The following is a 26178-nucleotide window of genomic DNA, read 5'->3' as shown; positions in this document are numbered from 1 at the left end:
GGATGCCGCGACTGACCACCGGATCCCCCGCCCCCGACTTCTCCCTCGTCGACCAGGACGGCCGCACCGTCGCCCTCGCCGACTTCCGCGGGACGCGTCTCATCGCCTTCTTCTACCCCGCCGCGATGACGCCGGGCTGCACGACCGAGGCCTGCGATTTCCGCGACAGCGTCGCGCCGCTACAGGCCGCGGGCTACACGGTGGTCGGGATCTCCCGCGACGAGCCCGCCAAACTCCAGGCCTTCCGCGAGCGCGACGCGCTCCCCTACGACCTGTTGAGCGACCCCGACCATGCCGTGCATGAGGCGTACGGGGCCTGGGGCGAGAAGATGAACTACGGCAAGGTCGTCGAGGGCGTCATCCGCTCGACCTTCGTCATCGACGAGGACGGCTCCGTCGCGCACGCGCTGTACAACGTCAAGGCGACCGGGCACGTCGCCCGCGTCCGCAGTCTGCTCAGCGTGTGATCAGACCTCGTCGACGGGGGTGTCGCGGGCCCTCCGGCCCGCCGCTCGTGCGGCGGCGATGAGGACGACGAGTCCGACGATGGCGGGGACGGCGATCGTCGCGGCGAGACGCGTGTCGGCTCCCTCACCCGTGAGGGTGCCGAGGGCGATCGACAACACGAGGAGTTGAGCAACGACGCCGCCGGATCGCCCCCAGGAACCATCGCGCCAGACAGCGACGGCGAACGCCCCGAGGGCCGCCGCGCCGACCGCGGTGAGGACCAGGAGGGCGATCGAACTGCCCACGCTCCCGCTGTCGCCTCGAAGGAGGGCCACGAGCTCCCAGACCACGAGGATCAGGATGCCGAGTGCCTCGAGCGCGAGCCAGCCGGCCGCGATCCTCTCGATGCGAGTGGTCCGCACGATGACTGCTCCTCCTGGCCGCCGGGGCACGGCGAGGCGCCGAAATACTCCGTTAACCCTTGATTCACATGCCCGAGCATGGGAATATTGACGGGCAAGTGTGCTCCCACAGCGGCGTGGGGCGAGCATCTGCTCGCACACCACCCAGGTTAGTCGACGTCGCCCGGCGTCGCATCCCGACTTCCGATCCCCTATTAGGAGCACCGCTATGGATTGGCGCGACAAAGCTGCCTGCCTGACCGTCGACCCCGAACTGTTCTTCCCCGTGGGGAACACCGGGCCCGCCGTCGACCAGATCGAGAAGGCGAAGTCCGTCTGCGCCCGGTGCACCGTCACCGAACTCTGCCTGCAGTACGCCCTCGAGACCGGCCAGGACTCGGGCGTCTGGGGCGGCCTCTCCGAAGACGAGCGTCGCGCCCTCAAGCGCCGCGCCGCCCGCGCCCGCCGCGCGTCCTGACGTCGCCGCGCGCGGGCGTCAGGCCCGCGCGCGCTCGATGTATCGCATCGGGATCTCGATCGTCACTTCGGTGCCACTGCCCATCAGGGTGTGCCAGTCGATCGTTCCGCTGAGCTCTCCCTGGATGAGCGTGCGCACGATCTGCGTACCGAGACCGCGGCCGACCTGACCCTCGGGAAGGCCGACCCCGGTGTCGCGCACGCGCACCAGGAGCTGGTCCTCATCGCGCTCGGCGATGATCTCGACCTCGCCCTCCTTGTCGGCGAGGCCGTGCTCCACCGCGTTCGTGACGAGCTCGGTCAGTGCGAGCGCGAGCGGCGTCGCGTACTCGCTGGGAAGAGTCCCGAACGTGCCGGTCTTGACGGTGCGCGCCCTCGTGTTGGGGGCAGCCGCCACCTCGGCGACGAGCTTCAGGACGCGCTCGAAGACGTCGTCGAAATCGACGCTCTGCATCAGTCCTTCCGACAGGGTGTCGTGGACCACCGCGATCGCGCTCACGCGCCGCATGGCCTGCGTGAGGGCGTCGCGCCCCTCGTCGGAGTGCGTGCGACGCGCCTGGATGCGCAGGAGCGAGGCGACCGTCTGCAGGTTGTTCTTCACCCGGTGGTGGATCTCGCGGATCGTCGCGTCCTTCGTGATGAGCTCCTGCTCCTGGTGCCGGATCTCGCTGACGTCGCGGCAGAGGACGATGGCGCCGATGCGGTTGCCGTTCTCGCGCAGCGGGATGGTGCGGAGGGACACCGTCACGCCCCGCGCCTCGACGTCGGCACGCCAGGGCGCCCGACCGGCCATCACGATCGGGAGCGACTCGTCGAACTGACGGGATGCCGGCATGATCGTCGTCGCCACCTGCATGAGCGACTCGCCCTCGAGCTCGTCGTCGAAGCCCAGACGGTTGAACGCGGACAGCGCGTTCGGGCTCGCGAAGGTCGTGATGCCGTCGACATCGAGGCGGATGAGGCCGTCCGATGCGCGGGGAGCGCCGCGGCGCGGCGATGTCGGCGCGGTGAGGTCGGGGAAGTCCGCCGACGCGATCATGCCGAACAGGTCGTCGGCGCAGTCGTTGAACGTGATCTGCTGGCGCGAGGGGGTGCGCGCCTCGCCGAGGTTGGTGTGACGTGTCACCACGCCGATCACCCGCGTCTCGCGACCCTCCCCCGCGCGTTCGCGCACGATCGGCACGGCCCGCACCCGCGTGGGGGTCTCCTCGAACCAGTCCGGGGATGCCGAATCGACCATTCGAACCTGCGTGAACGCGTCCTTGACCTGCGTCCGCCACTGCGGGCGCACGGCGTCGCCGACGATGTCCCGGTAGAAGAGGGTGGCGGCGCCGCTCGGCCGCGTGTGCGCCACCGCGATGAACGAGTCATCGGGTGTCGGCACCCACACGACGATGTCCGCGAACGCCAGGTCGGCGAGCAACTGACCATCCCCCGCGAGGCGGTGGAGCCATTCGACGTCCTCCGCGGTGGAACGGCCTTGGGCGTAGACGAGGTCGCTGAGGGTGGACACGCCTCCACCCTAATCCTCCGCCCGACCTCTCCCCGGTGGCCGGGTCAGGCGGTCCGCGCCAGACGACGCAGCGAGTGACGCGTCGTCGCGGGTTCGTCGGCGGTCCGGGGTGCGAGGGACTCGGCGACGAGTCGACGCACGGCTGCCGGCACCGCCGAGCGCGGCGCGACATGGGCGATGGGCCGCGCGGCGAGCATGGCGGCATCCGTTCCCCGGGCATCCCACGGCACGAAGGACACCTCCGTCACGCCGGTGTAGCGCTCGAGCGTGCGCCGCACCTGCCCGCGTGCGTCGACGCCGAGAGCCGCGGCGCGGATCTTGTTCACCACGACGCGGACGGGGGTGGTGCCCGACGCCGCACGCAGGTCCGGCCAGGCGCGGACGAACCGCGACACCCCGACGGGGTCGGCGGCGACGACGGCGACGATGACATCGGCGGCCTCCAGCGCGGCGTGCGTCGCGGCGTTCCGGCGAGGAGCGTCGAACAGGTCGCTCACGATCTCCTCGTCCCGCTCCAGCGGCGCGGCGATGTCCACCACGGTGTCGTCCGCCCACCCTCGACACGCCTCGAGCGCGGAAAGGACGCGGGGGTGTGAGAGCTCCGGCCATCGGCCGGGCCGGTTGAGTCCCGTGAGGACGTCCACGTCCCCAAGAGTGGAAGAGATGCGGCTGAGTTCCGCCACCGTCAGTCCTCCGCGTTCGGCTTGACGGCACGCCGCCGCGAAACCCGGGCCCTCGTCGGCCAGCCCTGTGGCCAACGCCACCGAGGGGGCGTGCGAGTCCGCGTCGATCAGAGCCACCTTGCGCGTCGGGCCCGACAGCGCGCACGCCAGCTCGACGGCGATCGTGGTCCGCCCCGGTGCTCCGTGCGCACCCCACACCGTGACGACGCGGCCGCGGACGGGCTCGACCGGTACCGATGACGACGGCGCGGCAAGGAGCTCGGCCGCCGGCGCATCGGGCTCGTGCGGCAGGAGCCCCAGGGAGGCGGCGAGGCGGCGGTCCGACGTCCGGGCCGACAGCGGCACGATCCGGACGGACATCCGATCGCACGCAGCGACGAGCTCGGTGGTCAGTGCTGACGGCCGGCCGTCGACGATGAGGATGTCGGCGCGCGCCAGCTCCGCGAGGAGCTCCGCCGCCTCCGGCGCGGACATGGCGTCGAACGCCGCATTCGCGGGCGCCGAGGCGGGGACGACCGCCCGCACATTGGCATCCTCCTCCCGCAGTCGACGAGCGAGGTCCTCGCCGCGGCGTCCGTCGACGGCGACGACGACTCTCACTGCGCCTCCCCTGCGACCGGCACGACCGACATGTTCGCGCCGTCGGCGAGCGCCGCGAGGCTCTCGGCGACGTCGGCGCGCGGGATGACGATCTCGAGAGACACGTCCGTGCCCGACACGACGGCATCGTCGCGCGTGACGCTGACGACGGTCGCCGATGGGACGAGGATGCGAGGCTCCCCGAAGGTGCCGCCGTCCTCGGCCGGGGCCGCCCACACCTCGACGACCGATCCCGCCGCCACCGAGGCGGAGACATCGCCCGAGGTCCGGATGACGATGGTGGTCGTCGTGGCGGCATCCGCGTCGTCCACGGCCGCCTGCGGGACGAGCTCCCCCTCGAGGATCGTCCGCGTCGCGATGACACCCGGCTGCAGGGATGCCGGTGACACATAGGTCTCGCCGGCGGATCCCAATGCGACGTCGACCACCCGGAGGTCGTCGGCCGTCACGGTCTGTCCCGGGACGATCGTCCGGGCAGCGGCGAAGACGGGGGCGGTCTGCCGGGCCGACGCGACGACGAGCCAGACGCCTGCGACGGAGGCGATGATCAGCGCGATCCCGAGCAGGAATCGCGCGTCGGCCCAGAAGGCGCGCGGCGCGGGCCGGACGGTGTCGGGAGTGGTCATGACGTCATGGTGACCGAGCCGACACCGCCGCTGCCGGGATTATCCACAAGCCGGACAGGCTCCGGATGGGTTCCGCCATCGGGCCCATAATGGCCTCATGCCCGAAGGAATGCCCGCGCGTATGCTGACGCCCTCCCAGGTGGCGGAGATGCTGCAGCTGGAGGTCGACGAGGTCGTCGCCCTCGTGCTCGACGGCCGCCTGCGGGGCGCCCGGCTCGGCTCGCCCGCCTCCTGGCGCATCGAGGCTGCGAGCGTCGAGGACTACCTCGACGACCAGGCGGAGGATGCCCGTCTGCACGCGCTGTGGCGGGAATCGAACGCGGCGAGCTTCCCCGAGCTGTGGGGGCGTGGACGCCGCGGCGGCGAGTAGATCCGCACCCGTCAGGCGAGCGCCACGGGCGATTCGAGTCGGATGCCCGCGATCGCCGCGAACGGCACGATCCGGTGGCCGCTCACGAGATCGGCACGCCGCGGTGCGCCGCGATCGTGGAGCGCGAGGTCGAGATGGTCGGATGCCGCCCGGTCCACCGTGCCGCCGTACTCGCGACCATCCACGGAGTGGATCGTGACCGGGACGCGACGCCGGGCGAGGTCGCGCAGGACGAAGCCCAGCGTCATCCGCTCCCGCAGACGACCGGGCGGTCCCCCGCGCGCGCTGCGGAGGAGGTCGGCGTGCGAGGGGCCGAACGCGATGACGGCCGCCAGCGGGACGAGGACGGCGCCCCGGGGAGCGCCGTCGTCGAGGGCGACCCAGTCCGGTCCGGTGGCCATTGGTGTACCGGTGACGGCGGATCCTCCGAGGAGGTCGACGACGATGTCGCCGTCCGTCGAACCGGTCAGAGCGGTCAACCGCTCGAAGAGCGAGAGGCGGGCCAGACGCAGTCTCTCGGCCTCGGTGTCGAGGGCAGCACGCTCGGCCTCCCATTCGGAGTCCAATTGGTCCTCGAGGTCTTCGAAGAAGCGATCCCAGCGCACCCGGCCGACGGTAGACCACCTCGCACACCCGGGCGCACTTTGTCCACAGGTTGGAGTATTCTCATCCACCCGCTGACGAGGGTGTGCTGTACTCATGCCGTTCACCGCTCCGCAGACACCTGTCGCCCGAGAGGAATCGACATGGCCCTCGCCGTCTCTGAAGACCACCGCATCCCGCGGTCGGGAAGCTCCCTCGAGGTAGCCGAGTACTTCGCGCCGCAACGCACGTCGTCGGACGACCTCCCCGATCCCCTCCCGCTCGTGAAGAACCTCACGATCGGGGTCCTGGAAGTCCTCGCCGGCGTCCGCGACGTCGACCAACTCGCCCGGTGGCTGGGTGAGGACGCCTATCGGGCGCTCGTGACGCGAGCGAACCTGTCGGCCCGGGCACGAAGCGCACGCGGGATCGCCGCCGTCCGCCCCGCCCACCGCATCCTCACCGAACGCACCTGCGTCCCCGCAGACGGCGTCATCGAGGCGGTGGTCGTGGTGAGCGGGCCGGTCCGCACCCGCGCAGTGGCGATGCGACTCGAGGGCTGGGACGGGCGCTGGCGCGCGACGTCGCTCGCGCTCCTGTGAGACGCGTTACTGGCGGTATGAGGCGAGAAAGTTGCCGAGTCGCTCGATCGCTTCGGTGAGCACCCGTGCTTCGGGCAACGTGACGATGCGGAAGTGGTCGGGCGTCGGCCAGTTGAAGCCGGTTCCCTGCACCAGCAGGACGTGCTCGGCGACGAGGAAGTCGTAGACGAACTTGGCGTCGTCGTGGATCTCGTGGACTTCGGGGTCGAGACGGGGGAAGGCGTACAGGGCGCCGTGCGGCTTGACGCAGGTGATGCCGGGGATCGCGGTAAGGCCCTCCCAGGCGGCATCCCGCTGCTCATGGAGCCGACCGGTGGGGGCGATGAGGGCGTCGATCGACTGCACGCCCGACAGCGCCGCCTGCACGGCGAACTGCGCGGGGACGTTGGGGCAGAGGCGGGTGGAGGCGAGGAGCTGGATGCCCTCGAGGAAGCCGGAGGCGTGCTTCTTGGGCCCGGTGATGACCATCCAGCCCGAGCGGTAGCCCGCGACGCGGTAGGTCTTCGACAGGCCGTTGTAGGTGAGGCACAGCAGGTCGGGAGCCAGTGTGGCGAGCGGGATGTGGGTCGCATCGTCGAACAGGATGCGATCGTAGATCTCGTCCGAGAGCAGCAGGAGCTCGTGTTCACGGGCGATCTCGACGATCCCCTGCAGGGTCTCTCGCGTGTAGACGGCGCCGGTCGGGTTGTTCGGGTTGATGACGACGATCGCCTTGGTGCGCGGGGTGACCTTCGCCCGGATGTCGTCGAGGTCGGGCTGCCAGTCGTTTTCGCTGTCGGCGAGGTAGTGCACGGGAGTGCCGCCGGCCAGGCTCGTCATCGCCGTCCAGAGCGGGTAGTCCGGAGCCGGGATGAGGACCTCGTCGCCCTCGTCGAGGAGGGCCTGCATCGTCATCGTGATGAGTTCGGAGACCCCGTTGCCGAGGTAGACGTCGTCGGGATCGAACTTGGGGAAGCCCGGCTCCTCCTCGTACCTTGAGACGATGGCGCGGCGCGCGGACATGATGCCGCGGGAATCCGAGTAGCCGTGCGCCTGCGGTACCGCCTCGATCATGTCGCGCACGATCTGGAACGGCGCCTCGAAGCCGAAGACGGCCGGATTCCCGGTGTTCAGCTTGAGGATCGTGTGACCCTCGTCCTGCAGCCGGTCGGCCTCGACCAGGGCGGCACCGCGGATCTCGTACAGGACGTCCTTGAGCTTGGATGACTGGTCGAGGGTGCGCGGGGTCATCGGTTCAGGATAGCGAAGGCCGACGGGGCCAATGACGAGTCCGTGGACCGCCCGACGCCCGTCGGCCCGCCGTCACTTCTTCTTGCCGGACGCCCGTCGCTGCGCGCGGTTGCCCGCGTCCGTCGGTGCGGAACCGGCATCCATCTGCTGCCCGAAAGCCCCCCGCGGCGCGTCGGCCGGAGCTTCCTGCTCGGCCTCGCGCTGACGGGCCTTGCTGGTCGCGGCCTGCTGCACCTGACCGCGCTCGTTGCGCACCTCGACCTCGCCGGCGTCGTTGGGCGCCGTGTACTGGAGCTTCTGCGCGTCGATGTCGGGCGAGGCGAGACCCTTGGCCTCGATGTCGCCGCCCTCGGTCTGGCGCACCTCGACCTCGAGGTTGAAGAGGAAGCCGACGGACTCCTCCTTGATCTGCGCCATCATCGACTGGAACATCTGGTACCCCTCGCGCTGGTATTCGATGAGGGGGTCGCGCTGGGCCATGGCACGCAGGCCGATGCCGTCCTTCAGGTAGTCCATCTCGTAGAGGTGGTCGCGCCAGCGGCGGTCGAGCACCTGCAGCACGACGCGACGCTCGAGCTCGCGCATGGCCGGCTCGCCGAGCGTCTCCTCGCGCGAGCGGTAGGCGATCTTCGCGTCCGAGAGGAGTTCGCGCTTGAGGAGCTCGGGCGTCACCTTGCCCTTGCTGCCGCTTTCGGCGACGACCTCGTCGATCGTCACCCCCACGGGGTAGAGCGTCTTGAGTTCCGCCCACATGGCGTCGAAGTCCCAGCTCTCGTTGTGCCCCGAGCCGGTGTGCTCGTCGATGATCGCCGCGATGGCGTCCTCGATGAAGTGCTCGACGCGGGACGAGAGGTCGTCACCCTCGAGCATCTGGCGACGATCGGCGTAGATCGCCTCGCGCTGACGGTTGAGGACGTCGTCGTACTTGAGGACGTTCTTGCGGATCTCGGCGTTGCGGGCCTCGACCTGGGACTGCGCGCTCTTGATCGCCCGCGAGACCATCGTCGACTCGATGGCCACGTCGTCGGGGAAGTTCGTGCGGGCGAGGATGGCCTCTGCCGCGCCGGACTGGAACAGGCGCATGAGGTCGTCGGTCAGCGACAGGTAGAAGCGGCTCTCGCCCGGGTCGCCCTGACGTCCCGAGCGACCGCGCAGCTGGTTGTCGATACGCCGGGACTCGTGGCGCTCGGTGCCGAGCACGTAGAGTCCACCGGCCTCGACGACGCGGTCGGCCTCTTCCTGGACCTTCTCCTTGACGGCGCCGTAGACGTCCTCCCAGGCCGACTGGTACTCGTCCGGCGTCTCGACGGGGTCGAGGCCCTTCGCTTTCATCTCCGACACGGCGATGAACTCGGCGTTGCCGCCGAGCATGATGTCGGTTCCACGACCGGCCATGTTGGTCGCGACGGTGACGGCGCCGTAACGGCCGGCACGGGCGACGATCTCGGCTTCCCGCGCGTGGTTCTTCGCGTTGAGGACCTCGTGCTTGATCCCCTTCTTCGCGAGGAGGCGCGACAGGTACTCGCTCTTCTCGACACTGACGGTTCCCACGAGCACCGGCTGGCCCGACGCATGCCGCTCGGCGATGTCCTCGACGACCTGCGCGAACTTCGCCTGCTCGTTCTTATAGACGAGGTCGGACTGGTCCTTGCGGATCATCGGCTTGTTGGTGGGGATCGGGACGACGCCGAGCTTGTAGGTCGACATGAACTCGGCGGCCTCGGTCTCGGCGGTACCGGTCATGCCCGAGAGCTTCTCGTACAGACGGAAGTAGTTCTGCAGGGTGACGGTCGCGAGGGTCTGGTTCTCGGCCTTGACCGCGACGCCCTCCTTCGCCTCGATGGCCTGGTGGATGCCCTCGTTGTAGCGACGACCGACCAGGATGCGGCCAGTGTGCTCGTCGACGATCATGACCTCGCCATTCATCACGACGTAGTCGGTGTCGCGCTTGAACAGGGCGAGCGCCTTGATCGAGTTGTTGAGGAAGGAGATGAGGGGCGTGTTCGCCGACTCGTACAGGTTGTCGATGCCGAGGTAGTCCTCGACCTTCTCGATGCCGGGCTCGAGCACGCCGATGGTGCGCTTCTTCTCATCGACCTCGAAGTCCACGCCCGCCTCGAGGGTGCGTGCGATCTTCGCGAATTCGGTGAACCAGCGGTTCGCCTCGCCCGACGAGGGGCCCGAGATGATGAGCGGCGTACGCGCCTCGTCGATGAGGATCGAGTCGACCTCGTCGACGATGCAGTAGAAGTGGCCGCGCTGGACGAGGTCTTCGCTCCGCCACGCCATGTTGTCGCGCAGGTAGTCGAAGCCGAACTCGTTGTTCGTGCCGTACGTGATGTCGGCCTCGTACTGCTGCCGGCGCACCTCGGGGTCCTGACCCGACACGACCGTGCCGGTGGTCATGCCGAGGGCTCGGTACACGCGCCCCATCAGCTCGGACTGGTACGAGGCGAGGAAGTCGTTCACCGTGATGACGTGCACGCCCTTGCCGGCGATGGCGTTGAGGTAGGCGGGCAGCGCCGCGGTCAGCGTCTTGCCTTCACCCGTCTTCATCTCGGCGATGTTGCCGAGGTGAAGGGCCGCGCCGCCCATGACCTGAACGTCGTAGGGACGCTGGCCGAGGGTGCGGCTCGCGGCCTCGCGGACGGCGGCGAAGGCTTCGGGCATGAGCTTGTCGAGGCTCTCCCCCGCTTCGTAGCGGGCGCGCAGCTCGGCGGTCTCGCCGCGGAGCTCCTCATCGGTGAGGTGCGCGTAGTCCTCTTCGAGGGCCGACACGGCCTTCACGACCTGCTGCAGCCTGCGCAGAACGCGGCCTTCACCGGCACGAAGCAGTTTCTCGAGGGGGTTCGCCACGGAGGATCTCCATCTGTCGATTCGGCATTCCGACGAGCGATGTCGGGATGCCGGTGCGCGGGACGCGCAGACATACACCGCCATGTTATCCGCCCGTGACCTACGAGGTTGCTGGAGGTCGCGGCATCCCCCGCCGAACGCCGCCGCAGGCGCCCCGGCCCGTAAGATCGGGCGCATGGCGGGATTCTGGGGAAGACGCAAGCGCGAAGACGCGGAGATCGAGGCACAGGATGCCGAACTCAGTCGGAAGGCCGGCGCTGCCCTCGTCGCCGCCGACGAGCGCATCCGCGTGACGGACGACGAACTCGCGTACGCCGAGATCGAGCTGGGTCGCGACGCCACCAAGGACCTTCGAGACGCGCTGGCCGCCGTGCGTCAGCACATGGGCGAGGCGTTCCAGCTGCATCAGCTCAACCACGACGAGATCCCCGACACCCCCGAGGAGCTCCGCACCCGCAACGCCCGCATCGTGCAGCTGTGCGAGTGGGCCGAGGACCTGCTCGACGACCGCACCGAATCTCTCGCCGAAGCCATCGCCCGGGCCCGTCGCGCACCCGAGATCATCGCCGGGATCCGCAGCGACGTGGCTCGACTGCGCGAGCGGCTCCCGGCCCTCACGGCGAGCCTCGAGCGCCTGTCGACGCGCTACTCGGATGCCGCGATGCGGACGGTCCTCGGCAACGCCGCGGAAGCAGCCCAGCTCCTCGACTTCGCTGAGCACAGCTCGGAGGTGTCGGAGCGTCGCCGCGACGCCGGCCAGCGCGAACAGGCCAACCTCGCACTCGAGACCGCGATCGAGGCGTCACGCCGTGCCGGCACCCTCGTCGAGGCCGTCGACACCTTCGAGATCGAGGCGCTGCGTGCGGAGTCGACGCTCGCCGCGATCGTCGACGACTCCCGGGACGACCTGATCGTGGCGCAGCCGCTGCTGTCGACACCCGCCGTGGCTGCGGCCGCCGCCGACCTCGAGGCTGCGCTCCGGTCGCTGACGCCCGCCGGCAGCAAGCCCGACCCGTTCGCCGAACTCACCCGGCTGCGCACGGCCAATGCGGCGCTCGACGCCGCCGTCGACAAGGCGCGCGAGCGCGCGGCGCGTCCCGTGCCCTCCGAAGCCCACGTGCACCACGCCATCGACGACGCCGACCGGCAGATCGGCGTCGCACGCAGCGTCATCTCGGGTCACCGCGGCTGGATCGGTGCGGACGCGCGCACGCGCCTCGCCGAAGCCGAACGCGTCCGCGGCGATCTCGTGCGCTACGCGGGGCCGATCGACGAGGACGACCGCGACGAGGCGATGTCGCTCGCCCGCCGCGCCGCTCACCTCGCCGGCGAGGCGCTGCAGCTCGCACAGCGCGACATCGACTCCTCGCGACCGGACGACTGGGGCTCCGGCGGCGGGTACGGCGGCCGCGGCATGGGCGGTGGCATGGGCGGGGGCAGCCTCGCCGGCGGCCTGCTCGGCGGGCTCGTGATCGGCGGCCTCCTCGACGGCATGTTCGACTGATGACGGCGCTCGACGAGGCGGTCGCCGCCTCGCAGGACTGGGACGTCCCCCACGCCTCGGTCGCGGTCGTCACCGCGGACGGTGCCGTCGCGGCATCCGCCGGGGATCAGGATCGTGTCTACCGACTCGCCTCCGTCACGAAACTGCTGAGCGCCTACGCGGCGCTCGTCGCCGTCGAAGAGGGCGCCCTGGCGCTCGATCAGCCCGCGGGGCCCCCCGGGGCGACCGTCGAGCACCTTCTGGCCCACACGGCCGGATACGACTTCTCCTCGTCGACACTCCGCGCCGCGCCCGGCGAACGACGCCTCTACTCGAACACGGGCTTCGAGGTGCTTGCCGACCTGCTCGAATCCGAGACCGGCATCGCCTTCGACGCCTATGCGCACGAGGCGGTGTTCGCGCCGCTCGGGATGTCGCACACGACGATCGGCGATTCCGCCGCGGCGGGCGGTTCCTCGACGAGCGCGGACCTCGCCCTCTTCACGGCGGAGCTGCAGCGGCCACGCCTCCTCGATCACGCGACGCTCGACCGCGCGACGGGGGTGTCGTTCCCCGGCCGACGCGGCGTGCTGCCGGGCTTCGGACAGCAGGCGGAGAACGACTGGGGCCTGGGCCTCGAGATCCGCGGGACCAAGAGCCCGCACTGGACGGGATCGCAGAACTCCCCCGAGACGTTCGGGCATTTCGGTCAGGCCGGGACGTTCCTGTGGGTCGACCCCCGCGCCCGTGCGGCGCTCGTGGCGCTCACCGATCGCCCGTTCGGCCCGTGGGCCGCCGACGCGTGGCCGCCGTTCAGCGACGGCGTGCTGGCTGCGCTCGCGGCCGACTGAGACTCCCCCGCCACGGAAACGAAGAGAGGGTGGATGCCGCGCGGCATCCACCCTCTCTCGTCAGGTCGTGTCAGGTCAGGAGGCGAGCTCCGCCGGTGCGGCCGTGGTGGTCAGGGAGATGACGCCGTAGTCCCAGCCCTTGCGACGGTAGACGACGCTCGGCTGGTCGGTGCGGGCATCGATGAAGAGGAAGAAGTCGTGACCGACGAGTTCCATCCGGTCGACGGCGTCTTCCACCGTCATCCACTCGGGGTCGAACCGCTTGGTGCGGATGACGACGGGTGTGTACTCCTCTTCGTCCTCGGCGCCCGTGATGATCGGCACTTCACCGGTCGCCACGGCGCGGATGACGTCGACCGAGGCGGGCTGCACGTCGATGCCCTGGAGCGTCCCGGTGCCCTTCTCGAGCTTGGCGCCGCGGGGGTGGTTGCGGAGGTCGACGCGCTTCTCCTTCGCCCGGCGGATCTGCTCGCCGAGCTTGGTCATGGCGAGATCGAGAGCGGCGAACTTGTCGCCGTCCACCGCCTCGGCGCGGACGACGGGACCCTTGCCGGTGAGGGTGACCTCGACGGTCTCGTCCTCACGGCCACCGTTGTGATAACTGCGATGCGTCACCTTGATGTCGAGCCGCTGGGCCCGGGGGGAAAGGTGCTCGATGCGGGCGGACTTCTCCTCGACAACGGAGCGGAATCGGTCGCTGACGCTCACTCCCACGCCGACGATACTGATCTCCATCGTGACCTCCTTGTTCCGGTCCACCCGGTCAAGGGCGGACCTCGGTTCGCCTTGTGTCCCCCCACCGTAGTGCCGCACCCGCCGCGTGTCACGACCTGATCACGATGAATCGCCCCTCAGCCGCCTATGGCGCGGCGGAGGGGCGTCGCGGCGACCGTCACCGCCCCCGCCACCGTGACCCCCCGCGCCCTGAGGGCCCGAGCCGCCTCGTCCAGGGTCGCCCCCGTCGTCACCACGTCGTCGATCAGCACGACGGACCGGCGCTCCAGTCGACGCGCCGCGCCCGCGCGCACGCTGATCGCGCCCGCCAGGTTGGCCGCGCGCTCGGCGCGGCTGAGCACGCGTTGATCCGCCGTCGCCCGCGCAACCGACAGCAGCGGGAACGGCCGCCAACCGGCCCGGCGGCACAGGAGGTCCACCGGCGCGTATCCGCGTCGGCGAAGCGACGCCCGGCTCGCGGGGACCGCCACCGGCACCGCGTCGACGCCCGCCGGCCACGCGCTCCGCAACGCCGCACCGAGCGGCCGGGCGAGCCCGGTCCTGCCGTCCTCCTTGAACGCCCGGATGACGCGGGCAGGGATCCCCTCGAACACGAGGGCGCTCCGCACCTCGAATCCGGTCGGGAGCCGTCGCGCACGCGGGACGGGGTTCACCTCCTCCCGGCATCCCTCGCAGAGGGTCTGATCGGGCAGGTCGCACCCTGCGCACGAGACCGGGAAGACCACGGAGAGCGCCTCGTCGAGGGCGAGACGCAGGCGAGACGGCGAGCCGGGGACGGCGGGATGCGGCATCCCGCCATCGTGCTCCGGTGCCGGAGCACGGGGGGTCCTCCCATCGTCACCCGCGGACACGGGTGGCACTGCGGGCGCCTGGGGAGGAGGAGGCGTCAGCCGGGCTGACCCTGCTGCACCGCCAGCACGCTCACGTCGGCGGCGAGCACCTGCCACGATCCGCGCTGCACGTACAGGCTGCCGTCCTTCGTGAGCAGCCGGACGCTGCCGCTCTGGTTGCCGCCGGCGATCGCCACGACGCCGTCGGGCGCACGCACCTCGGTGCCCAGCCCGCCGACCGTCTGCTCGCGCACGACGCGCTGTTGACCGTCCGCGAACACGAGAGCCACCGTGGAACCGTCGATCCAGGTGAGGTCGATCCCCCGACCGCCGATGTTCGCGACGACGAGGGGGTCGCCGATGGACGTGGGGGCGCCGTCCTTGTCGCGGATGATCCCAGCGACCCAGACCGACCACCGCCCTCCGGCGCGGACCAATGCCGCCACGCGGGCGCCGTCGCGCGAGACCCGCATCGCCGTCACCCCGGCGGCGCCGACCCAGCCGGCGGGGATCTTCTGCGCACTGCCGTCCCGGCCGTACGCGACGACCTCGGTCGGCTGATCACCCGGGACGGTCCAGATGTATCCGTAGGGGTCGATCGAGGGCGCGGTCATCCCCGCGCGCGTGTCGAGTTCGGTCCGGGTGCCGTCGGAGTCCACGCGGAGGATCGCCCCCGAACGGGTCCGCACCGCCGCCGTCGTGCGCGCGGCATCCGTCTCGACCGCCTCGGCCTCGACCTCGGAGAACGCCTCGCCGAAACCGACCACCTGGTCGATGTCACTGCCGGAGAGGAACCCGAACGTGCCGTTCTTCAGGACGAGGGGTCGGGTGTCGACCGCGGTCGACCGGGTCGTGCGTGCCGTCACGTCGAGGGGTTCGTCGCCGACGAGCATCTGCACGTCGAGGATGCCGGCCCCCGCCAGGCTCGCGTCGAGCTGAGCCTTCATGCGGGCCAGGGTCTCGCGGGAGAGGTCGCGGATGGACGGATCGAACGAGATCTGCGCAATGCCGGACTCGACGGGCACGGACGGCTGGGTGAGGGTCACCTCGCCCGTGAACGCCGAGCGCACGGATTCGCCGAGCCAGGGACTCTGCGTGCCGGAGACGAGCGCCGCGGTGATGCGCGTGGCCGGATTGGTCGAGGGGAACCACCGCACGTCGGGGATCAGCACCCGCCAGGACGGATCGAAGTACGACAGGTCGTAGCTCTGGAACACCGACCCGAAGCGGTTCGCGTCGAGGACGATGCCGTCGGGCGCCTGCGAGATGCGCCACTGCCCCCGCTCCTTCTCGAGCGAGAAGGTGAACGGGATGCGCCCCGCCTCGGCGGGCTGGTAGGAGCCGGTGGCGTCGACGTTGGCGACGGGCTGCACCGTGAAGACGATCTCGTCGTCGGCCGACGAGGAGATCGAGCTCTCCCCGGGGGTGTACACGGTGACGCCCGCCTGCGGCTGCCACTTCTGCTTGAACGAGCTCGTGAGGAACTCCTGGGCGACCTCCCAATTGCCCCGAGGTCCCGAGCCTGCCGCGATGAACCCCTCGACGATCTGCTGGGGCGTCGCGTCGCGCCCGGGCCCGTCGGGGACGTAGGAGAAGTCCGGCGGGCCCTCGACCTCGTCGATCGCCTTGCCCACGTGGACGGGGCCGCCGACGGGCAGACCGGCGCAGGCCGACAGGGCGAAGGCGAGGATCACCGCGACCGCAGTGGCGAGTCCGCGACGAAGGGTCATGGGGTCTCCTCCCGCGGGGGCAGGGTGATCGGCTGGGTCAGTCCGAGGTTCCCGAGCGCTGCGTCGTCGCGCGGGTCGAGCTCGATCGGCGAGCCGCCGGAGAGATGCTCCCCCACGCGGCGCGGCAGGGTGAGGACGAAGTGGCTCCCGCCGCCGAGCTCGGACCACACCTCGAGGGTGCCGCCGTGCAGGCGGGCATCGCCGAGAGCGATCGACAGGCCGAGTCCGGTTCCGCCGATCGTGCGGCGTCGCGAGGGATCCGCACGCCAGAAGCGGTCGAAGACGCGCTCGGTGTCGGCCTCGCTCATGCCGAGTCCGAAGTCGCGTACCCCCAGCGCCACGGCGCGCTGGTCGCTGTCGACGGTCACCACGATCGGCCTGCCCTCACCGTGCTCGATGGCGTTGCCCAGAAGGTTGCGGACGATCCGGCGGATGCGGCGCGGGTCCATCTCGACCGGCGAGTAGCCGCCGGGGGCGACGAGTCGGACGTCACTGCCGTGCTGCTCGGCGAGCTGGGCCATCGACTCGATCGTGTCCTCGGCCAGGTGGGCGAGGCTCGTCGGCTCGACCTCGAGCTGCACCGACCCCGCGTCGTAGCGGCTGATCTCGAGGAGGTCTGCGAGAAGGACCTCGAACCGCTGAACCTGGGCGTGGAGGAGTTCCGCTGCCCGCGCCGTCGACGCGTCGAAGTCGTCGCGCTGGTCGTTGATCATGTCGGCCGCGAGACGGATGGTCGTCAGCGGCGTCCGCAGCTCGTGCGAGACGTCGGACACGAACCGCTGCTGGACGAGGGAGAGCTCGGCGAGCTCCTTGATCTGGCCCTCGATGCTGTCGGCCATCGCGTTGAAGGAGCGGCCGAGCGTCGCGAACTCGTCCTCGCCCCGGACGGGGAGTCGCACGGCGAGGTCGCCCGCCGCGAGCTTCGCGCTCGTCTCCGCCGCCTGCGCGATGGGGACCGTCACCGACCGGAGGACGAAGAGCGAGATGCCGCCGATCAGGACGAGGAGCGCGAGCCCGACCACCCAGAGGGTGACCTGGACGAACTGCAGGGTCTGCGCCTCCGAGCCGAGGTCGTACGCGAAGTAGACCTCGTACGCGCCGGCTTCGGGAACGATGAGCTGCTGCCCGACGATGATGCCGGGCGTCTCGCCGCCGTCGGATTCGGGGATGCCGATCGACTGCCACCACTGCCGGTCGGCCGACAGCCGCACGCTCTCGCGCAGCTCGGGCGAGATCATCGACTCCTCGAGCCCGCCGGACTCGAAGTTCTGCGGTGCGATCGCCGAGGGCTCGTCGTCGATGCGGAAGACCGCGAGCATCGACGTCCCCGCCTGGCGAGACAGGATCTCGCGGCGCACCTCGTCCATGAGCACCTGGAGCGCCACCTCGTCGCTGTCGACGACGGCCGCGTCGAAGGTGCTCTGCGCGGCCTGCGTGGCGCGCTGAGCGGCATCCTGCACCTGCTCGGCGCGGGACTCGTACAGATCGGTGAGGATGGCGAGCGACATCCACACGAGCGCGACGAGGATCGTCAAGGCCGTGAGCGTCAGGGTGACCGACAGGGTGCGGAAGCGCAGGGATCGGCGCCACAGGAAGCGGATGCGGCGTTGCCACGACTTCCAGTCCCGCCAGGGCGGGACGACCGTGTGGGTGCCGGTGCGCGCCGTCACCGACACGATCGGATGCTCCGCCCGGTCACACGGCCGCGCCGGCGCGGTACCCTACGCCGCGCACCGTCGTCACGATCTGCGGGTTGTCGGGGTCGCGCTCGACCTTCGCCCGCAAGCGCTGGACGTGGACGTTCACGAGACGCGTGTCGGCCTTGTAGTGGTAGCCCCAGACCTGCTCGAGCAGCATCTCGCGGGTGAAGACCTGCTGCGGCTTCGAGGCGAGGGCGACGAGCAACTCGAACTCGAGCGGGGTGAGGGCGATGACCCCGTCCGCGCGGCGGACCTCGTGAGCGGCGACGTCGACCGTGAGGTCGCCGATCCGCAGATTCTCGGACTGGGCTTCTGCGGTCGGCCGCAGCCGGGTGCGGATGCGGGCGACGAGTTCCTTCGGGTTGAACGGCTTGACGATGTAGTCGTCGGCGCCCGATTCGAGCCCTCGCACCACGTCGGCGGTGTCGGTGCGAGCGGTCAGCATGATGATGGGCACGCCGGATTCGGCGCGCACCCGCGTGCACACCTCGATGCCATCCATCCCCGGCAGCATGAGGTCGAGCAGGATCAGATCGGGGCGTTCGTCGCGCCACGCGTCGACGGCAGCCGCACCGTCCGCGCAGAAGGCCACGTCGAAGCCTTCGGTGCGCAGCACGATGCCGATCATCTCTGCCAGGGCGGTGTCGTCGTCGACCACCAGGATGCGCGATGTCATAGAGCCGATGTCGTCCTTCAAGGGTGGCGGATGCCGGTGCTCCGCCCACGGGTGAGTCCACAGTAACCGACGTGCGGCCGGTCCCGCCCGGACGACGCACGGCCCCTCCCGTGAAGGAGGGGCCGTGCGTCGTGACGGCAGCGCCGGTCAGGCGTGCAGGTCGAACCGGTCGAGCTCGGTGACCTTCGTCCAGGCGGCGACGAAGTCGCGGACGAACTTCTCAGCGGCGTCGTCCGAGGCGTAGACCTCGGCGATCGCGCGGAGCTCCGAGTTCGAGCTGAACACGAGGTCGGCGCGGGTGCCGACGCCGATCTGCGAACCGTCCGCCGTGGTGCCGCGGAAGGCGTGCGAGCCGGGGTCGAGCGGCGTCCAGGTCGAGCCGAGGTCGAGCAGGTTCACGAACACGTCGTTCGTGAGCACGCCCGGTCGGCCGGTGAACACGCCGTGGGCCGAACCGTCCCAGTTCGCGCCCAGTGCGCGCAGGCCGCCCACGAGCACCGTCATCTCGGGGGCGCTGAGGGTCAGCAGGTTCGCCTTGTCGATGAGGTGGTGCTCCGCCGGGAGGAACGCGTTCGGTCCGTAGTAGTTGCGGAATCCGTCGGCGACCGGCTCGAGGTAGCCGAACGACAGCTCGTCGGTCTGCTCCTGCGAAGCGTCGGTGCGGCCCGGACGGAACGGCACGGTGACGTCGACTCCGGCATTCTTCGCGGCCTTCTCGACGCCCGCGTTGCCCGCGAGCACGATGAGGTCGGCGAGCGAGACCTTGGTGCCGCCGGTCTGCTCGGCGTCGAAGGCGGCCTTCACACCCTCGAGCGCGGCGAGGACGTGCTGCAGCTGCTCGGGGTTGTTGACCTCCCAGTCCTTCTGCGGCGCGAGGCGGATCCGGGCGCCGTTGACGCCGCCGCGCTTGTCGCTGCCACGGAAGGTGGATGCTGCAGCCCATGTCGTCGAGACGAGCTGGGCGACCGTGAGACCGGTGGCGAGGATGCGCTCCTTGAGCGCAGCGGCATCCGCGTCGTCGATCAGCGCGTGGTCCACGGCGGGCACCGGGTCCTGCCAGATGAGCTCCTCCTGCGGAACCTCGGGCCCGAGGTACCGCGCGACGGGGCCCATGTCGCGGTGCGTCAGCTTGAACCAGGCGCGGGCGAACGCGTCACCGAACGCGACGGGGTCGTCCTTGAAACGGCGCGAGACCGCGTCGTAGGCCGGGTCCATCCGCAGGGCCAGGTCGCTCGTGAGCATGCGCGGCTCGCGACGACCGTCGGAGTGCGCCAGCGGCACCATGTCGGCACCGGCGCCGTTCTTCGGGCGCCACTGGTGGCCGCCGCCGGGGCTCGTCATGAGCTCCCAGTCGTAGGCGTACAGGATGTGGAAGAACTCGTTGTCCCAGCGGGTCGGGTGGTAGGTCCACGTGACCTCGAGTCCCGACGTGATGGTGTCGTCGCCCTTGCCGGTGCCGTGGTTGTTCTTCCAGCCGAGACCCTGCTGCTCGAGGCCGGCGGCCTCGGGGTTGTCCTCGATGTTCGTGTCGGGGGCGGCGCCGTGGGTCTTGCCGAAGGTGTGGCCACCGGCGATGAGGGCGACGGTCTCCTCGTCGTCCATGCCCATGCGGCCGAAGGTCTCGCGGATGTCGCGAGCGGACTTCAGCGGGTCGGGCTCGCCGTTGGGACCCTCGGGGTTCACGTAGATGAGACCCATCTGGACCGCCGCGAGGGGCTTCTCGAGGTTGCGGTCGCCGCTGTAGCGCTCGTCGGCGAGCCATGTGGTCTCGGGGCCCCAGTACACGTCGTCGTCCGGCTCCCAGACGTCGGGGCGTCCGCCGCCGAAGCCGAAGGTCTCGAAGCCCATGGTCTCGAGCGCGACGTTACCGGCGAGGATCATGAGGTCGCCCCACGAGAGCGCCTGGCCGTAGGTCTTCTTGACGGGCCACAGCAGGCGCCGCGCCTTGTCGAGGTTGACGTTGTCGGGCCAGCTGTTGAGGGGCGCGAAACGCTGCTGGCCGGTGCCGCCGCCGCCGCGACCGTCGGTCGCACGGTAGGTGCCGGCGGAGTGCCAGGCCATGCGGATCATGAGCGGGCCGTAGTTGCCGAAGTCGGCGGGCCACCAGTCCTGCGACGTGGTGAGGACCGCGGCGATGTCGGCCTTCACGGCGGCGAGGTCGAGGCTCTCGAAGGCGGCCTTGTAGTCGAAGTCCTCGCCGACGGGGTTGCCGACGGACGGGTTCTTCTTGAGGATGCGGAGGTTCAGCTGGTTCGGCCACCACACCTGGTTGGCGGTGCCGACGGTGGGATGCGGCTGGCCGCCGTGGTTCGCACGGTCGGCGCCGGGTGCCGCGTGGATGACGGGGCAGGCGTCGGCGGTGTTCTCCCGCGGCCGCGTCTCGCCGTCGCCGCGCTCATCGACCGGGGTGTCGATGGGGGTGACGGCGTGGTCGACGTCGGTGGCCTCGGCGCCGAGGGGCTCGGCCTGGGGGTCACGGTCGCTCATGGTGATCCTTCCGTTCGGGGTGGTGAAAGAGGGCGGATGGGTTCAGGCGGCGGCCTCGGCGGCGCACGCGCCGCAGAGACCCCAGTAGGTGACCTCGGCGGAGGCGATCCGGAAGCCGTGATCGTCCGACGGATGCAGGCATGGCGCGGCGCCGACGGCGCAGTCGACGTCCTGGACGCGGCCGCAGGACGTGCACACGAGGTGGTGGTGGTTGTCGTCGACGCGCAGCTCGAACAGCATGGGTTGACCGGCGGGCTCGATGCGGCGGACGAGCGCGGCATCCGCGAAGTCGTTCAGCGCGTTGTAGACCGACTGACGGCTCGCCTTGGGGAGTTCGCCCGCCACGTCGGCGAACACCGCGTCGGCGCTCGCGTGCGGATGGGCGGCGAGGGCGGCGAACACCGCGAGCCGCGATTCCGTCACCCGGAGCCCGGCATCGCGGAGCGCGACGGCAGGGTCTGCGGCGAGGTCGGTCATGCGATCAGCCTACGCGCTCTTTTGATCCATTCAAAAGAAAATGCGCTCGGGCGTGTCGGCGTCAGTATCGGTAGTGGTCGAGCTTGTAGGGGCCGTCGACGGGTACGCCGATGTAGGCGGCCTGCTCGTCGGTGAGCTGCGTCAGCCGCACGCCGAGAGCCGACAGGTGCAGGCGGGCGACCTTCTCGTCGAGCGCCTTGGGCAGGACGTACACACCCGTCGGGTACGCGTCGGTCTTCGTGAAGAGCTCGATCTGAGCGAGGACCTGGTTCGTGAAAGACGCACTCATGACGAAGGACGGGTGCCCCGTCGCGTTGCCGAGGTTCAGCAGGCGCCCCTCCGACAGGACGAGGATGCTGCGCCCGGTCGGCAACCGGAACTCGTGCACCTGCGGCTTGATCTCGATCTTCTCGACGCCGGGCAGAGCCTCGAGGGCGGCCATGTCGATCTCGTCGTCGAAGTGGCCCACGTTGCCGACGATCGCGAGGTGCTTGAGCGAGCGGAGGTGGTCCACCGTGACGACACGGGTGTTGCCGGTGCCCGTGATGACGATGTCGACCTGGTCGGCGACGTCCTCGAGGCGTGCGACCTGGTAGCCGTCCATCGCCGCCTGCAGCGCGCAGATCGGATCCACCTCGCTCACAATGACGCGGGCGCCTTGGCCGCGGAGCGCCTCGGCGGCACCCTTGCCGACGTCGCCGTAGCCGACGACGAACGCGACCTTGCCGCCGATGAGGACGTCCGTGGCCCGGTTGATGCCGTCGGGCAGCGAGTGGCGGATGCCGTACTTGTTGTCGAACTTCGACTTCGTGACCGAGTCGTTCACGTTGATGCCGGGGAAGAGCAGCTTCCCGGCGGCGTGGAGCTCGTAGAGGCGGTGGACACCGGTCGTCGTCTCCTCGGTCACACCGAGCAGGCCCCTGGCCAGGCGGGTGAAGCGCTGCGGATCGCGGGCGAGGCTCTTCCGGAGCGTGTCGAGGACGATGCGGTACTCGCCCGAATCGCCCGTCGTGGCGTCCGGAACAGCACCGGCGGCTTCGAACTCGACGCCCTTGTGAACGAGGAGGGTGGCGTCGCCGCCGTCGTCGAGGATCAGGTTCGGCCCGTCGAAGCCCTCGTCCGACCAGTCGAAGATGCGATCGGCGAGCTCCCAGTACTGTTCGAGGGTCTCGCCCTTGAACGCGAACACCGGCACGCCGGCGGGCTCGGCGACGGTGCCGCCAGGACCGACGACGACCGCTGCCGCCGCCTCATCCTGGGTGGAGAAGATGTTGCAGCTCGCCCACCGCACCTGCGCGCCGAGGGCGACGAGCGTCTCGATGAGGACCGCCGTCTGCACCGTCATGTGCAGCGAACCGGCGATCCGCGCTCCGGCGAGGGGCCGGGAGTCGCCGTACTCCTCGCGGAGGGCCATCAGACCCGGCATCTCGTTCTCGGCGAGGCGGATCTGGTGACGACCGGCTTCCGCGAGCGAAAGATCGGCGACGACGTGTTCGATGGTCTTCACGGGAGTGGGCACGCGCCCATCCTGCCACGCAGGGTCAGACGCGGAGGGTCTCGTGACGGACGACGACCCAGCCCTTCGGGACCGACATCCGACCGGTGTGGATGGCGCAGAGATCGTGGGCGTGCGGGTCGTTCCCGCCGCCGAGCGGACCGAGGACGGCCATCTGGTCGCCGTAGTCGTAGGTCAGCGTCGTCACGGCCTCGCGGGCACAGCCCACCTTGGAACACAGTCTCTCTCGCATCGCGTCCACGCTAGCCGTGGAGGCGGGCCGCGACACGGAGCCGCGCCGGGCTCAGCGCACCCCGCGGGCGGTGAGGGCGTCGCCGAGATCGTCCGCATGGCGGAGCGCGAGGACGAGGAACGGCACAGCGAAGACACGGATGCCGCGGGCTCCCCGCGCCCGCTGCGCCGCGCGGACCTCGCCCGCGAGGCGCGCGAGGGTGGGAACCGTGCCGAGTGCGACGACGAGCAGGAGCGCCGCGCGGGCGGCATCCACCCCGATCACGCGCAGCGGGCCGAGCGCCCGTTCCGCCACGTCGAGGAGGGCGGTCACCGGGGTGGTCGACGCGAGGAGCCCAGCGAGGGCGACCGCGGCCACGATGCGGACGGTGCCGACGGTCGCCGCCTCGACGCCGAGGAAGATGCACGGGATGCCGAAGGCCACCACGACGAGCCACCGGAGCGACCAGACCTGGCGGGCGAGTTCACGGAGTCCGACTCCCGGCACGAGATAGCAGACCGCGCACACCGCCGCGGTGATCGCGGCGGTCGGCCACGCCGTGGGGAGGAGGGAGACGGCGAGGACGAGGGCGAGCAGGATCGCCGCCTTCGAGCCCGCGGGTATCCGGTGCCACGGCCCCTTCCCGGGCCGGTACAGCGTCAGCATCGCCAGCTCGCGGCGTGGGCGGCCACGATGTCGGGCGCGGGCCCGACCCGGGCGACCTTTCCCTCGTGCATCCGGACCGCGACGTCGCACCGCGCCGCGAGGTCGAGGTCGTGCGTCACGACCACGAGCCGGTGGCCGGAGTCGGCGAGCAGGTGCGCCGAGATCAGGTGGGCGTTCCGTCCGTCGAGGAACGCGGTCGGCTCGTCGGCGACCACGAGGTCCGGCTCGCGGACGAAGGCGCCGCACAGGGCGAGCAGCTGCTTCTGCCCGCCGGACAGCTCGTACGCCGGCCGGTCGGCGAGGGGGGCGAGGGCGAACCTCTCGAGCGCGGCGGCGACGCGGGCATCCCGCTCGGCGCGGGGCAGCCGATCCGCACGGAGCGAGAAAGCGACGTCCTCGGCGACGGTCGGCATGATGATCTGGGCGTCGGGATTGCTGAAGACGATCGCGACGCGGCGGCGGAGGGCGGCGGCATCCTTCTCGGCATCGAGGCCGAGCACCTCGACGCGGCCCTGCGTGGGCCGGATGAGTCCGCCGATCAGCCGCGCGAGCGTCGACTTGCCGGAGCCGTTGTCGCCCACGACGGCGATGCTCCGGGCGTCGAGGGCGAGGTCGACCCCCTGGAGGACGTCGACGTCGCCCAGGCGCACCGAGACGTCGGCGAGCCGGAGGGCGCTCGTCACCGTACCGGTGCCGCCTCACGCGCAGCGCCGCGCGGCGCCCACATGCGACGGAAGGCGCGCGGGTACCCCCGGACCAAGGCGCCCACGACGAGCGTCGCGATCACGGCCTTGACCAGGTCGCCGGGGACGAAGGCGAGGTTCGCGATCAGCGCCTGATCCATTCCGATGCGCATGATGAGACTCTGGACCGGGATGCCGCAGGCGTAGACGACGAGGACGCCGCCGATGACCACGCCGATGAAGGTCCGCCACCACACGGGCCGGCGTCCGCCGAGGTGCACGATCAGTCCGATCACGACGGCGCCCGCCAGCCATCCGACGAGGTAACCCGCCGTCGGCCCCACGAACACCGCCGCTCCCCCGCGACCGCCCGCCAGCAGCGGGAGTCCGATCGCGACGAGCGCGAGGAGGGCACCGACCGAGACGGCGCCCACGAGAGGGCCGAGCACGGCGCCGGCCAGCATCACCCCGAGCGTCTGGGCGGTGATCGGCACGCCGCCGAGGACGGAGAAGGAGCCGGGAAGGCCGAGGACGGCGATCACCCCGGCGAAGACGGCCGTCCGGGCGAGGTCGGTCGTGTCGAGCCGGGGTGTCGGGCGCGAGCGGGTCATCTCATCCTCCTGAACAGCGTTCACGTGAACACCGTTCAGGTAGGGTAACGCCATGACTGCGCGCGATCCAAACCCACCCTCCCGGGGTCTCCGGCGCACCAAGGACGACGTCGTCGACGCCGCTCTGTCCGTCCTCGATCGGGTGGGCCTCCCCGACCTGTCGATGCGGCGCCTCGCGGAGGACCTGGGTGTCCAGCCGAGCGCCCTGTACTGGCACGTCGCAAGCAAGCAGGAGCTCCTCGCGGCTGTGAGCGCGCGCATCCTCGCCCCCGTCGCGCTGCGCCCGGGTGACCCGACCGACCTCGGCCGGGCGGCCGTCACCCTGGGGCACCGCCTGCACGACCGGCTCCTCGCCCACCGCGACGGTGCCGAAGTGGTGTCGAGCTCCCTCGCCCTCGGCCTCGTCGACTCACCCGTCCACGACGCGCTGCGCACCGTCGAGGACTCCCCCGCCGCCCGCGTCGTCGCCGACGCCGTGACCCACTACGTCGTCGGCGTCACCTTCCACGAGCAGCAGCGTCGGTCGGCGGATGCCTGGGGCACCGCGGCGTCCGAGGTGTCCCTGACCGCGGCATCCGTCGACTCCACCGACGACGGGGGCTTCGCCGCCGCGCTCGCACTGATCGCGGCGGGGATCGCGGCATGGCAGGAGAGCGCCGGGCGCCCGCTCGACGCCTAGGATGGCGTCATGCTCAGCAAGGTGGACCCGTGAGGCGACGCGTGCGCACGAGTGTCCGCCCCGACCGGCACGGTCGACACGGCCGCCTCGACCGGAGCTCCGTCGTCCGGCCCCCGCTTCCCGCGATCGAGACGCGCGCCGAGAAGTTCGATCTGACGGTCACGACGGCGGTCGAGTTCCTCCGGAGCGCATGGCCGGAGCTGCGTGAGGTCCGTTTCGACATCGGCTGGATGCCGGACGCCGCGGACGACGACGGCATCCCCCGGTGGGCGGTGCAGACGGAGCAGAAGCGCATCGTCCTGTTCCGACTCCCCATCGAACGGCTCGCGAGACTGCACCGCAACGACGAACTCCACCGCCGGATGATGATCGAGAGCTGCGTGTTCCGCGCCGCCGCCGAATACCTCGACCGCGACCCGTGGGACCTCGGGCCCGACCGGTTCCGATTCTGAGGCG

27 protein-coding genes are annotated in these 26178 nt (G+C 70.6%); 8 read left to right on the top strand and 19 right to left on the bottom strand.

The genetic code is table 11. The features are described from left to right. Window positions 1-2 precede the first annotated feature (2 nt). Complete coding sequence (gene bcp / locus MRBLMI1x_RS08140; RefSeq protein ID WP_311869942.1) at window positions 3-467, top strand: thioredoxin-dependent thiol peroxidase; 465 nt, start codon at window positions 3-5, stop codon at window positions 465-467. Here the strand turns inward: bcp and MRBLMI1x_RS08135 are convergent, their stop codons facing one another. Continuing rightward, window positions 468-869, bottom strand: a complete 402-nt coding sequence (locus tag MRBLMI1x_RS08135; RefSeq protein ID WP_018188705.1) for a hypothetical protein — start codon at window positions 867-869, stop codon at window positions 468-470. A 208-nt stretch (window positions 870-1077) separates the two neighbouring features. Here MRBLMI1x_RS08135 and MRBLMI1x_RS08130 point away from each other — a divergent pair, with 208 nt between their 5' ends. Beyond that, complete coding sequence (locus MRBLMI1x_RS08130; RefSeq protein WP_018188706.1) at window positions 1078-1326, top strand: WhiB family transcriptional regulator; 249 nt, start codon at window positions 1078-1080, stop codon at window positions 1324-1326. 18 nt (window positions 1327-1344) lie between these two features. On the opposite strand, the gene MRBLMI1x_RS08125 is transcribed toward MRBLMI1x_RS08130, so the two are convergent. Genes MRBLMI1x_RS08125 through MRBLMI1x_RS08115 form a run of 3 tightly spaced genes read right to left on the bottom strand, consistent with a single transcriptional unit; the run spans window position 1345 to window position 4747 of the window. Beyond that, window positions 1345-2838 carry a sensor histidine kinase gene (locus MRBLMI1x_RS08125; RefSeq protein WP_020096771.1) on the bottom strand — a complete coding sequence of 498 codons (1494 nt, stop codon included), beginning with the start codon at window positions 2836-2838 and terminating at the stop codon, window positions 1345-1347. Window positions 2839-2882: 44 nt separating this feature from the next. Beyond that, window positions 2883-4121, bottom strand: coding sequence for an AAA family ATPase (locus tag MRBLMI1x_RS08120; protein ID WP_363458014.1), 1239 nt, complete (start codon window positions 4119-4121; stop codon window positions 2883-2885). Next, complete coding sequence (locus MRBLMI1x_RS08115; protein WP_363458011.1) at window positions 4118-4747, bottom strand: SAF domain-containing protein; 630 nt, start codon at window positions 4745-4747, stop codon at window positions 4118-4120. The genes MRBLMI1x_RS08120 and MRBLMI1x_RS08115 overlap by 4 nt, the downstream gene beginning before the upstream one ends. A gap of 121 nt (window positions 4748-4868) precedes the next feature. On the opposite strand from MRBLMI1x_RS08115, the gene MRBLMI1x_RS08110 reads away from it, so the two are divergent. After that, on the top strand, window positions 4869-5117 hold the full coding sequence (locus MRBLMI1x_RS08110) for a helix-turn-helix domain-containing protein (protein ID WP_018188710.1): 249 nt from the start codon (window positions 4869-4871) through the stop codon (window positions 5115-5117). A gap of 11 nt (window positions 5118-5128) precedes the next feature. Here the strand turns inward: MRBLMI1x_RS08110 and MRBLMI1x_RS08105 are convergent, their stop codons facing one another. After that, window positions 5129-5722 (bottom strand): hypothetical protein, encoded by a 594-nt coding sequence (locus MRBLMI1x_RS08105; RefSeq protein ID WP_363458008.1) that lies wholly within the window; start codon window positions 5720-5722, stop codon window positions 5129-5131. Between the two features lie 141 nt (window positions 5723-5863). On the opposite strand from MRBLMI1x_RS08105, the gene MRBLMI1x_RS08100 reads away from it, so the two are divergent. Then, window positions 5864-6301 carry an Rv3235 family protein gene (locus MRBLMI1x_RS08100; RefSeq protein WP_018188712.1) on the top strand — a complete coding sequence of 146 codons (438 nt, stop codon included), beginning with the start codon at window positions 5864-5866 and terminating at the stop codon, window positions 6299-6301. A 6-nt stretch (window positions 6302-6307) separates the two neighbouring features. Here MRBLMI1x_RS08100 and MRBLMI1x_RS08095 read toward each other — a convergent pair whose 3' ends face one another. Then, window positions 6308-7531 carry a pyridoxal phosphate-dependent aminotransferase gene (locus tag MRBLMI1x_RS08095; RefSeq protein ID WP_363458004.1) on the bottom strand — a complete coding sequence of 408 codons (1224 nt, stop codon included), beginning with the start codon at window positions 7529-7531 and terminating at the stop codon, window positions 6308-6310. A 72-nt stretch (window positions 7532-7603) separates the two neighbouring features. Further along, entirely contained in the window at window positions 7604-10387 is a 2784-nt protein-coding gene (gene secA, locus MRBLMI1x_RS08090) for a preprotein translocase subunit SecA (protein ID WP_311857583.1), read from the bottom strand. Between the two features lie 175 nt (window positions 10388-10562). Between secA and MRBLMI1x_RS08085 the strand changes: the two genes are divergently transcribed. Together MRBLMI1x_RS08085 and MRBLMI1x_RS08080 are read left to right on the top strand one after the other, a co-directional pair. Then, a complete protein-coding gene (locus tag MRBLMI1x_RS08085; protein WP_018188715.1) occupies window positions 10563-11891 on the top strand; it encodes a hypothetical protein in 1329 nt (442 codons plus the stop codon). Further along, the gene (locus tag MRBLMI1x_RS08080) at window positions 11891-12721 is read left to right on the top strand and encodes a serine hydrolase domain-containing protein (RefSeq protein WP_363457999.1); all 831 of its coding nucleotides are present in this window, start codon (window positions 11891-11893) and stop codon (window positions 12719-12721) included. The genes MRBLMI1x_RS08085 and MRBLMI1x_RS08080 overlap by 1 nt, the downstream gene beginning before the upstream one ends. A 75-nt stretch (window positions 12722-12796) precedes the next feature. Here the strand turns inward: MRBLMI1x_RS08080 and hpf are convergent, their stop codons facing one another. From hpf to MRBLMI1x_RS08020, 12 genes are all read right to left on the bottom strand, one after another. Then, on the bottom strand, window positions 12797-13456 hold the full coding sequence (hpf, locus tag MRBLMI1x_RS08075; RefSeq protein WP_026303037.1) for a ribosome hibernation-promoting factor, HPF/YfiA family: 660 nt from the start codon (window positions 13454-13456) through the stop codon (window positions 12797-12799). Between the two features lie 116 nt (window positions 13457-13572). Then, complete coding sequence (locus MRBLMI1x_RS08070) at window positions 13573-14247, bottom strand: ComF family protein (protein WP_363457996.1); 675 nt, start codon at window positions 14245-14247, stop codon at window positions 13573-13575. 95 nt (window positions 14248-14342) lie between these two features. After that, window positions 14343-16016: an LpqB family beta-propeller domain-containing protein gene (locus tag MRBLMI1x_RS08065; RefSeq protein ID WP_116228621.1), complete on the bottom strand. Its 1674-nt coding sequence runs from the start codon at window positions 16014-16016 to the stop codon at window positions 14343-14345. Continuing rightward, the gene (gene mtrB / locus MRBLMI1x_RS08060; protein ID WP_020665407.1) at window positions 16013-17692 is read right to left on the bottom strand and encodes an MtrAB system histidine kinase MtrB; all 1680 of its coding nucleotides are present in this window, start codon (window positions 17690-17692) and stop codon (window positions 16013-16015) included. Before mtrB ends, MRBLMI1x_RS08065 begins: the two co-directional genes overlap by 4 nt. 19 nt (window positions 17693-17711) lie before the next feature. Next, window positions 17712-18392, bottom strand: coding sequence for an MtrAB system response regulator MtrA (mtrA, locus tag MRBLMI1x_RS08055; protein ID WP_018188721.1), 681 nt, complete (start codon window positions 18390-18392; stop codon window positions 17712-17714). A gap of 147 nt (window positions 18393-18539) precedes the next feature. Continuing rightward, window positions 18540-20879 (bottom strand): catalase/peroxidase HPI, encoded by a 2340-nt coding sequence (gene katG, locus MRBLMI1x_RS08050; protein ID WP_363457991.1) that lies wholly within the window; start codon window positions 20877-20879, stop codon window positions 18540-18542. A 42-nt stretch (window positions 20880-20921) separates the two neighbouring features. Further along, entirely contained in the window at window positions 20922-21356 is a 435-nt protein-coding gene (locus MRBLMI1x_RS08045) for a Fur family transcriptional regulator (RefSeq protein ID WP_018188723.1), read from the bottom strand. Between the two features lie 61 nt (window positions 21357-21417). After that, window positions 21418-22875: an adenosylhomocysteinase gene (ahcY, locus tag MRBLMI1x_RS08040; protein ID WP_363457987.1), complete on the bottom strand. Its 1458-nt coding sequence runs from the start codon at window positions 22873-22875 to the stop codon at window positions 21418-21420. Window positions 22876-22897: 22 nt separating this feature from the next. Then, complete coding sequence (locus MRBLMI1x_RS08035) at window positions 22898-23104, bottom strand: DUF3499 family protein (protein ID WP_026303039.1); 207 nt, start codon at window positions 23102-23104, stop codon at window positions 22898-22900. Between the two features lie 51 nt (window positions 23105-23155). Further along, window positions 23156-23749: a CbiQ family ECF transporter T component gene (locus MRBLMI1x_RS08030; RefSeq protein WP_018188726.1), complete on the bottom strand. Its 594-nt coding sequence runs from the start codon at window positions 23747-23749 to the stop codon at window positions 23156-23158. Further along, window positions 23743-24432 carry an energy-coupling factor ABC transporter ATP-binding protein gene (locus tag MRBLMI1x_RS08025; protein ID WP_018188727.1) on the bottom strand — a complete coding sequence of 230 codons (690 nt, stop codon included), beginning with the start codon at window positions 24430-24432 and terminating at the stop codon, window positions 23743-23745. Before MRBLMI1x_RS08025 ends, MRBLMI1x_RS08030 begins: the two co-directional genes overlap by 7 nt. Continuing rightward, window positions 24429-25043 (bottom strand): biotin transporter BioY, encoded by a 615-nt coding sequence (locus MRBLMI1x_RS08020; RefSeq protein ID WP_363457982.1) that lies wholly within the window; start codon window positions 25041-25043, stop codon window positions 24429-24431. The genes MRBLMI1x_RS08025 and MRBLMI1x_RS08020 overlap by 4 nt, the downstream gene beginning before the upstream one ends. A 52-nt stretch (window positions 25044-25095) precedes the next feature. Between MRBLMI1x_RS08020 and MRBLMI1x_RS08015 the strand changes: the two genes are divergently transcribed. Beyond that, window positions 25096-25722: a TetR/AcrR family transcriptional regulator gene (locus MRBLMI1x_RS08015; protein WP_020096754.1), complete on the top strand. Its 627-nt coding sequence runs from the start codon at window positions 25096-25098 to the stop codon at window positions 25720-25722. A 41-nt stretch (window positions 25723-25763) separates the two neighbouring features. After that, window positions 25764-26174 (top strand): metallopeptidase family protein, encoded by a 411-nt coding sequence (locus MRBLMI1x_RS08010; protein WP_018188730.1) that lies wholly within the window; start codon window positions 25764-25766, stop codon window positions 26172-26174. Window positions 26175-26178: the final 4 nt, after the last annotated feature.

This window comes from Microbacterium sp. LMI1x-1-1.1 (assembly GCF_040676205.1).
In the GTDB taxonomy this organism is placed as follows: Bacteria; Actinomycetota; Actinomycetes; order Actinomycetales; family Microbacteriaceae; genus Microbacterium; species Microbacterium aquilitoris.
This window is presented reverse-complemented; position numbering and strand designations above follow the sequence as displayed.

Bases quoted from the DNA above. Each gene is read 5' to 3' on its own strand.
- bcp (WP_311869942.1), top strand. From the start codon at position 3: ATGCCGCGACTGACCACCGGATCCCCCGCCCCCGACTTCTCCCTCGTC.
- MRBLMI1x_RS08130 (WP_018188706.1), top strand. From the start codon at position 1,078: ATGGATTGGCGCGACAAAGCTGCCTGCCTGACCGTCGACCCCGAACTG.
- MRBLMI1x_RS08115 (WP_363458011.1), bottom strand. From the start codon at position 4,747: ATGACCACTCCCGACACCGTCCGGCCCGCGCCGCGCGCCTTCTGGGCC.
- MRBLMI1x_RS08110 (WP_018188710.1), top strand. From the start codon at position 4,869: ATGCTGACGCCCTCCCAGGTGGCGGAGATGCTGCAGCTGGAGGTCGAC.
- MRBLMI1x_RS08100 (WP_018188712.1), top strand. From the start codon at position 5,864: ATGGCCCTCGCCGTCTCTGAAGACCACCGCATCCCGCGGTCGGGAAGC.
- MRBLMI1x_RS08095 (WP_363458004.1), bottom strand. From the start codon at position 7,531: ATGACCCCGCGCACCCTCGACCAGTCATCCAAGCTCAAGGACGTCCTG.
- MRBLMI1x_RS08085 (WP_018188715.1), top strand. From the start codon at position 10,563: ATGGCGGGATTCTGGGGAAGACGCAAGCGCGAAGACGCGGAGATCGAG.
- MRBLMI1x_RS08080 (WP_363457999.1), top strand. From the start codon at position 11,891: ATGACGGCGCTCGACGAGGCGGTCGCCGCCTCGCAGGACTGGGACGTC.
- hpf (WP_026303037.1), bottom strand. From the start codon at position 13,456: ATGGAGATCAGTATCGTCGGCGTGGGAGTGAGCGTCAGCGACCGATTC.
- MRBLMI1x_RS08070 (WP_363457996.1), bottom strand. From the start codon at position 14,247: ATGCCGCATCCCGCCGTCCCCGGCTCGCCGTCTCGCCTGCGTCTCGCC.
- MRBLMI1x_RS08065 (WP_116228621.1), bottom strand. From the start codon at position 16,016: ATGACCCTTCGTCGCGGACTCGCCACTGCGGTCGCGGTGATCCTCGCC.
- mtrA (WP_018188721.1), bottom strand. From the start codon at position 18,392: ATGACATCGCGCATCCTGGTGGTCGACGACGACACCGCCCTGGCAGAG.
- katG (WP_363457991.1), bottom strand. From the start codon at position 20,879: ATGAGCGACCGTGACCCCCAGGCCGAGCCCCTCGGCGCCGAGGCCACC.
- MRBLMI1x_RS08045 (WP_018188723.1), bottom strand. From the start codon at position 21,356: ATGACCGACCTCGCCGCAGACCCTGCCGTCGCGCTCCGCGATGCCGGG.
- MRBLMI1x_RS08035 (WP_026303039.1), bottom strand. From the start codon at position 23,104: ATGCGAGAGAGACTGTGTTCCAAGGTGGGCTGTGCCCGCGAGGCCGTG.
- MRBLMI1x_RS08030 (WP_018188726.1), bottom strand. From the start codon at position 23,749: ATGCTGACGCTGTACCGGCCCGGGAAGGGGCCGTGGCACCGGATACCC.
- MRBLMI1x_RS08020 (WP_363457982.1), bottom strand. From the start codon at position 25,043: ATGACCCGCTCGCGCCCGACACCCCGGCTCGACACGACCGACCTCGCC.
- MRBLMI1x_RS08015 (WP_020096754.1), top strand. From the start codon at position 25,096: ATGACTGCGCGCGATCCAAACCCACCCTCCCGGGGTCTCCGGCGCACC.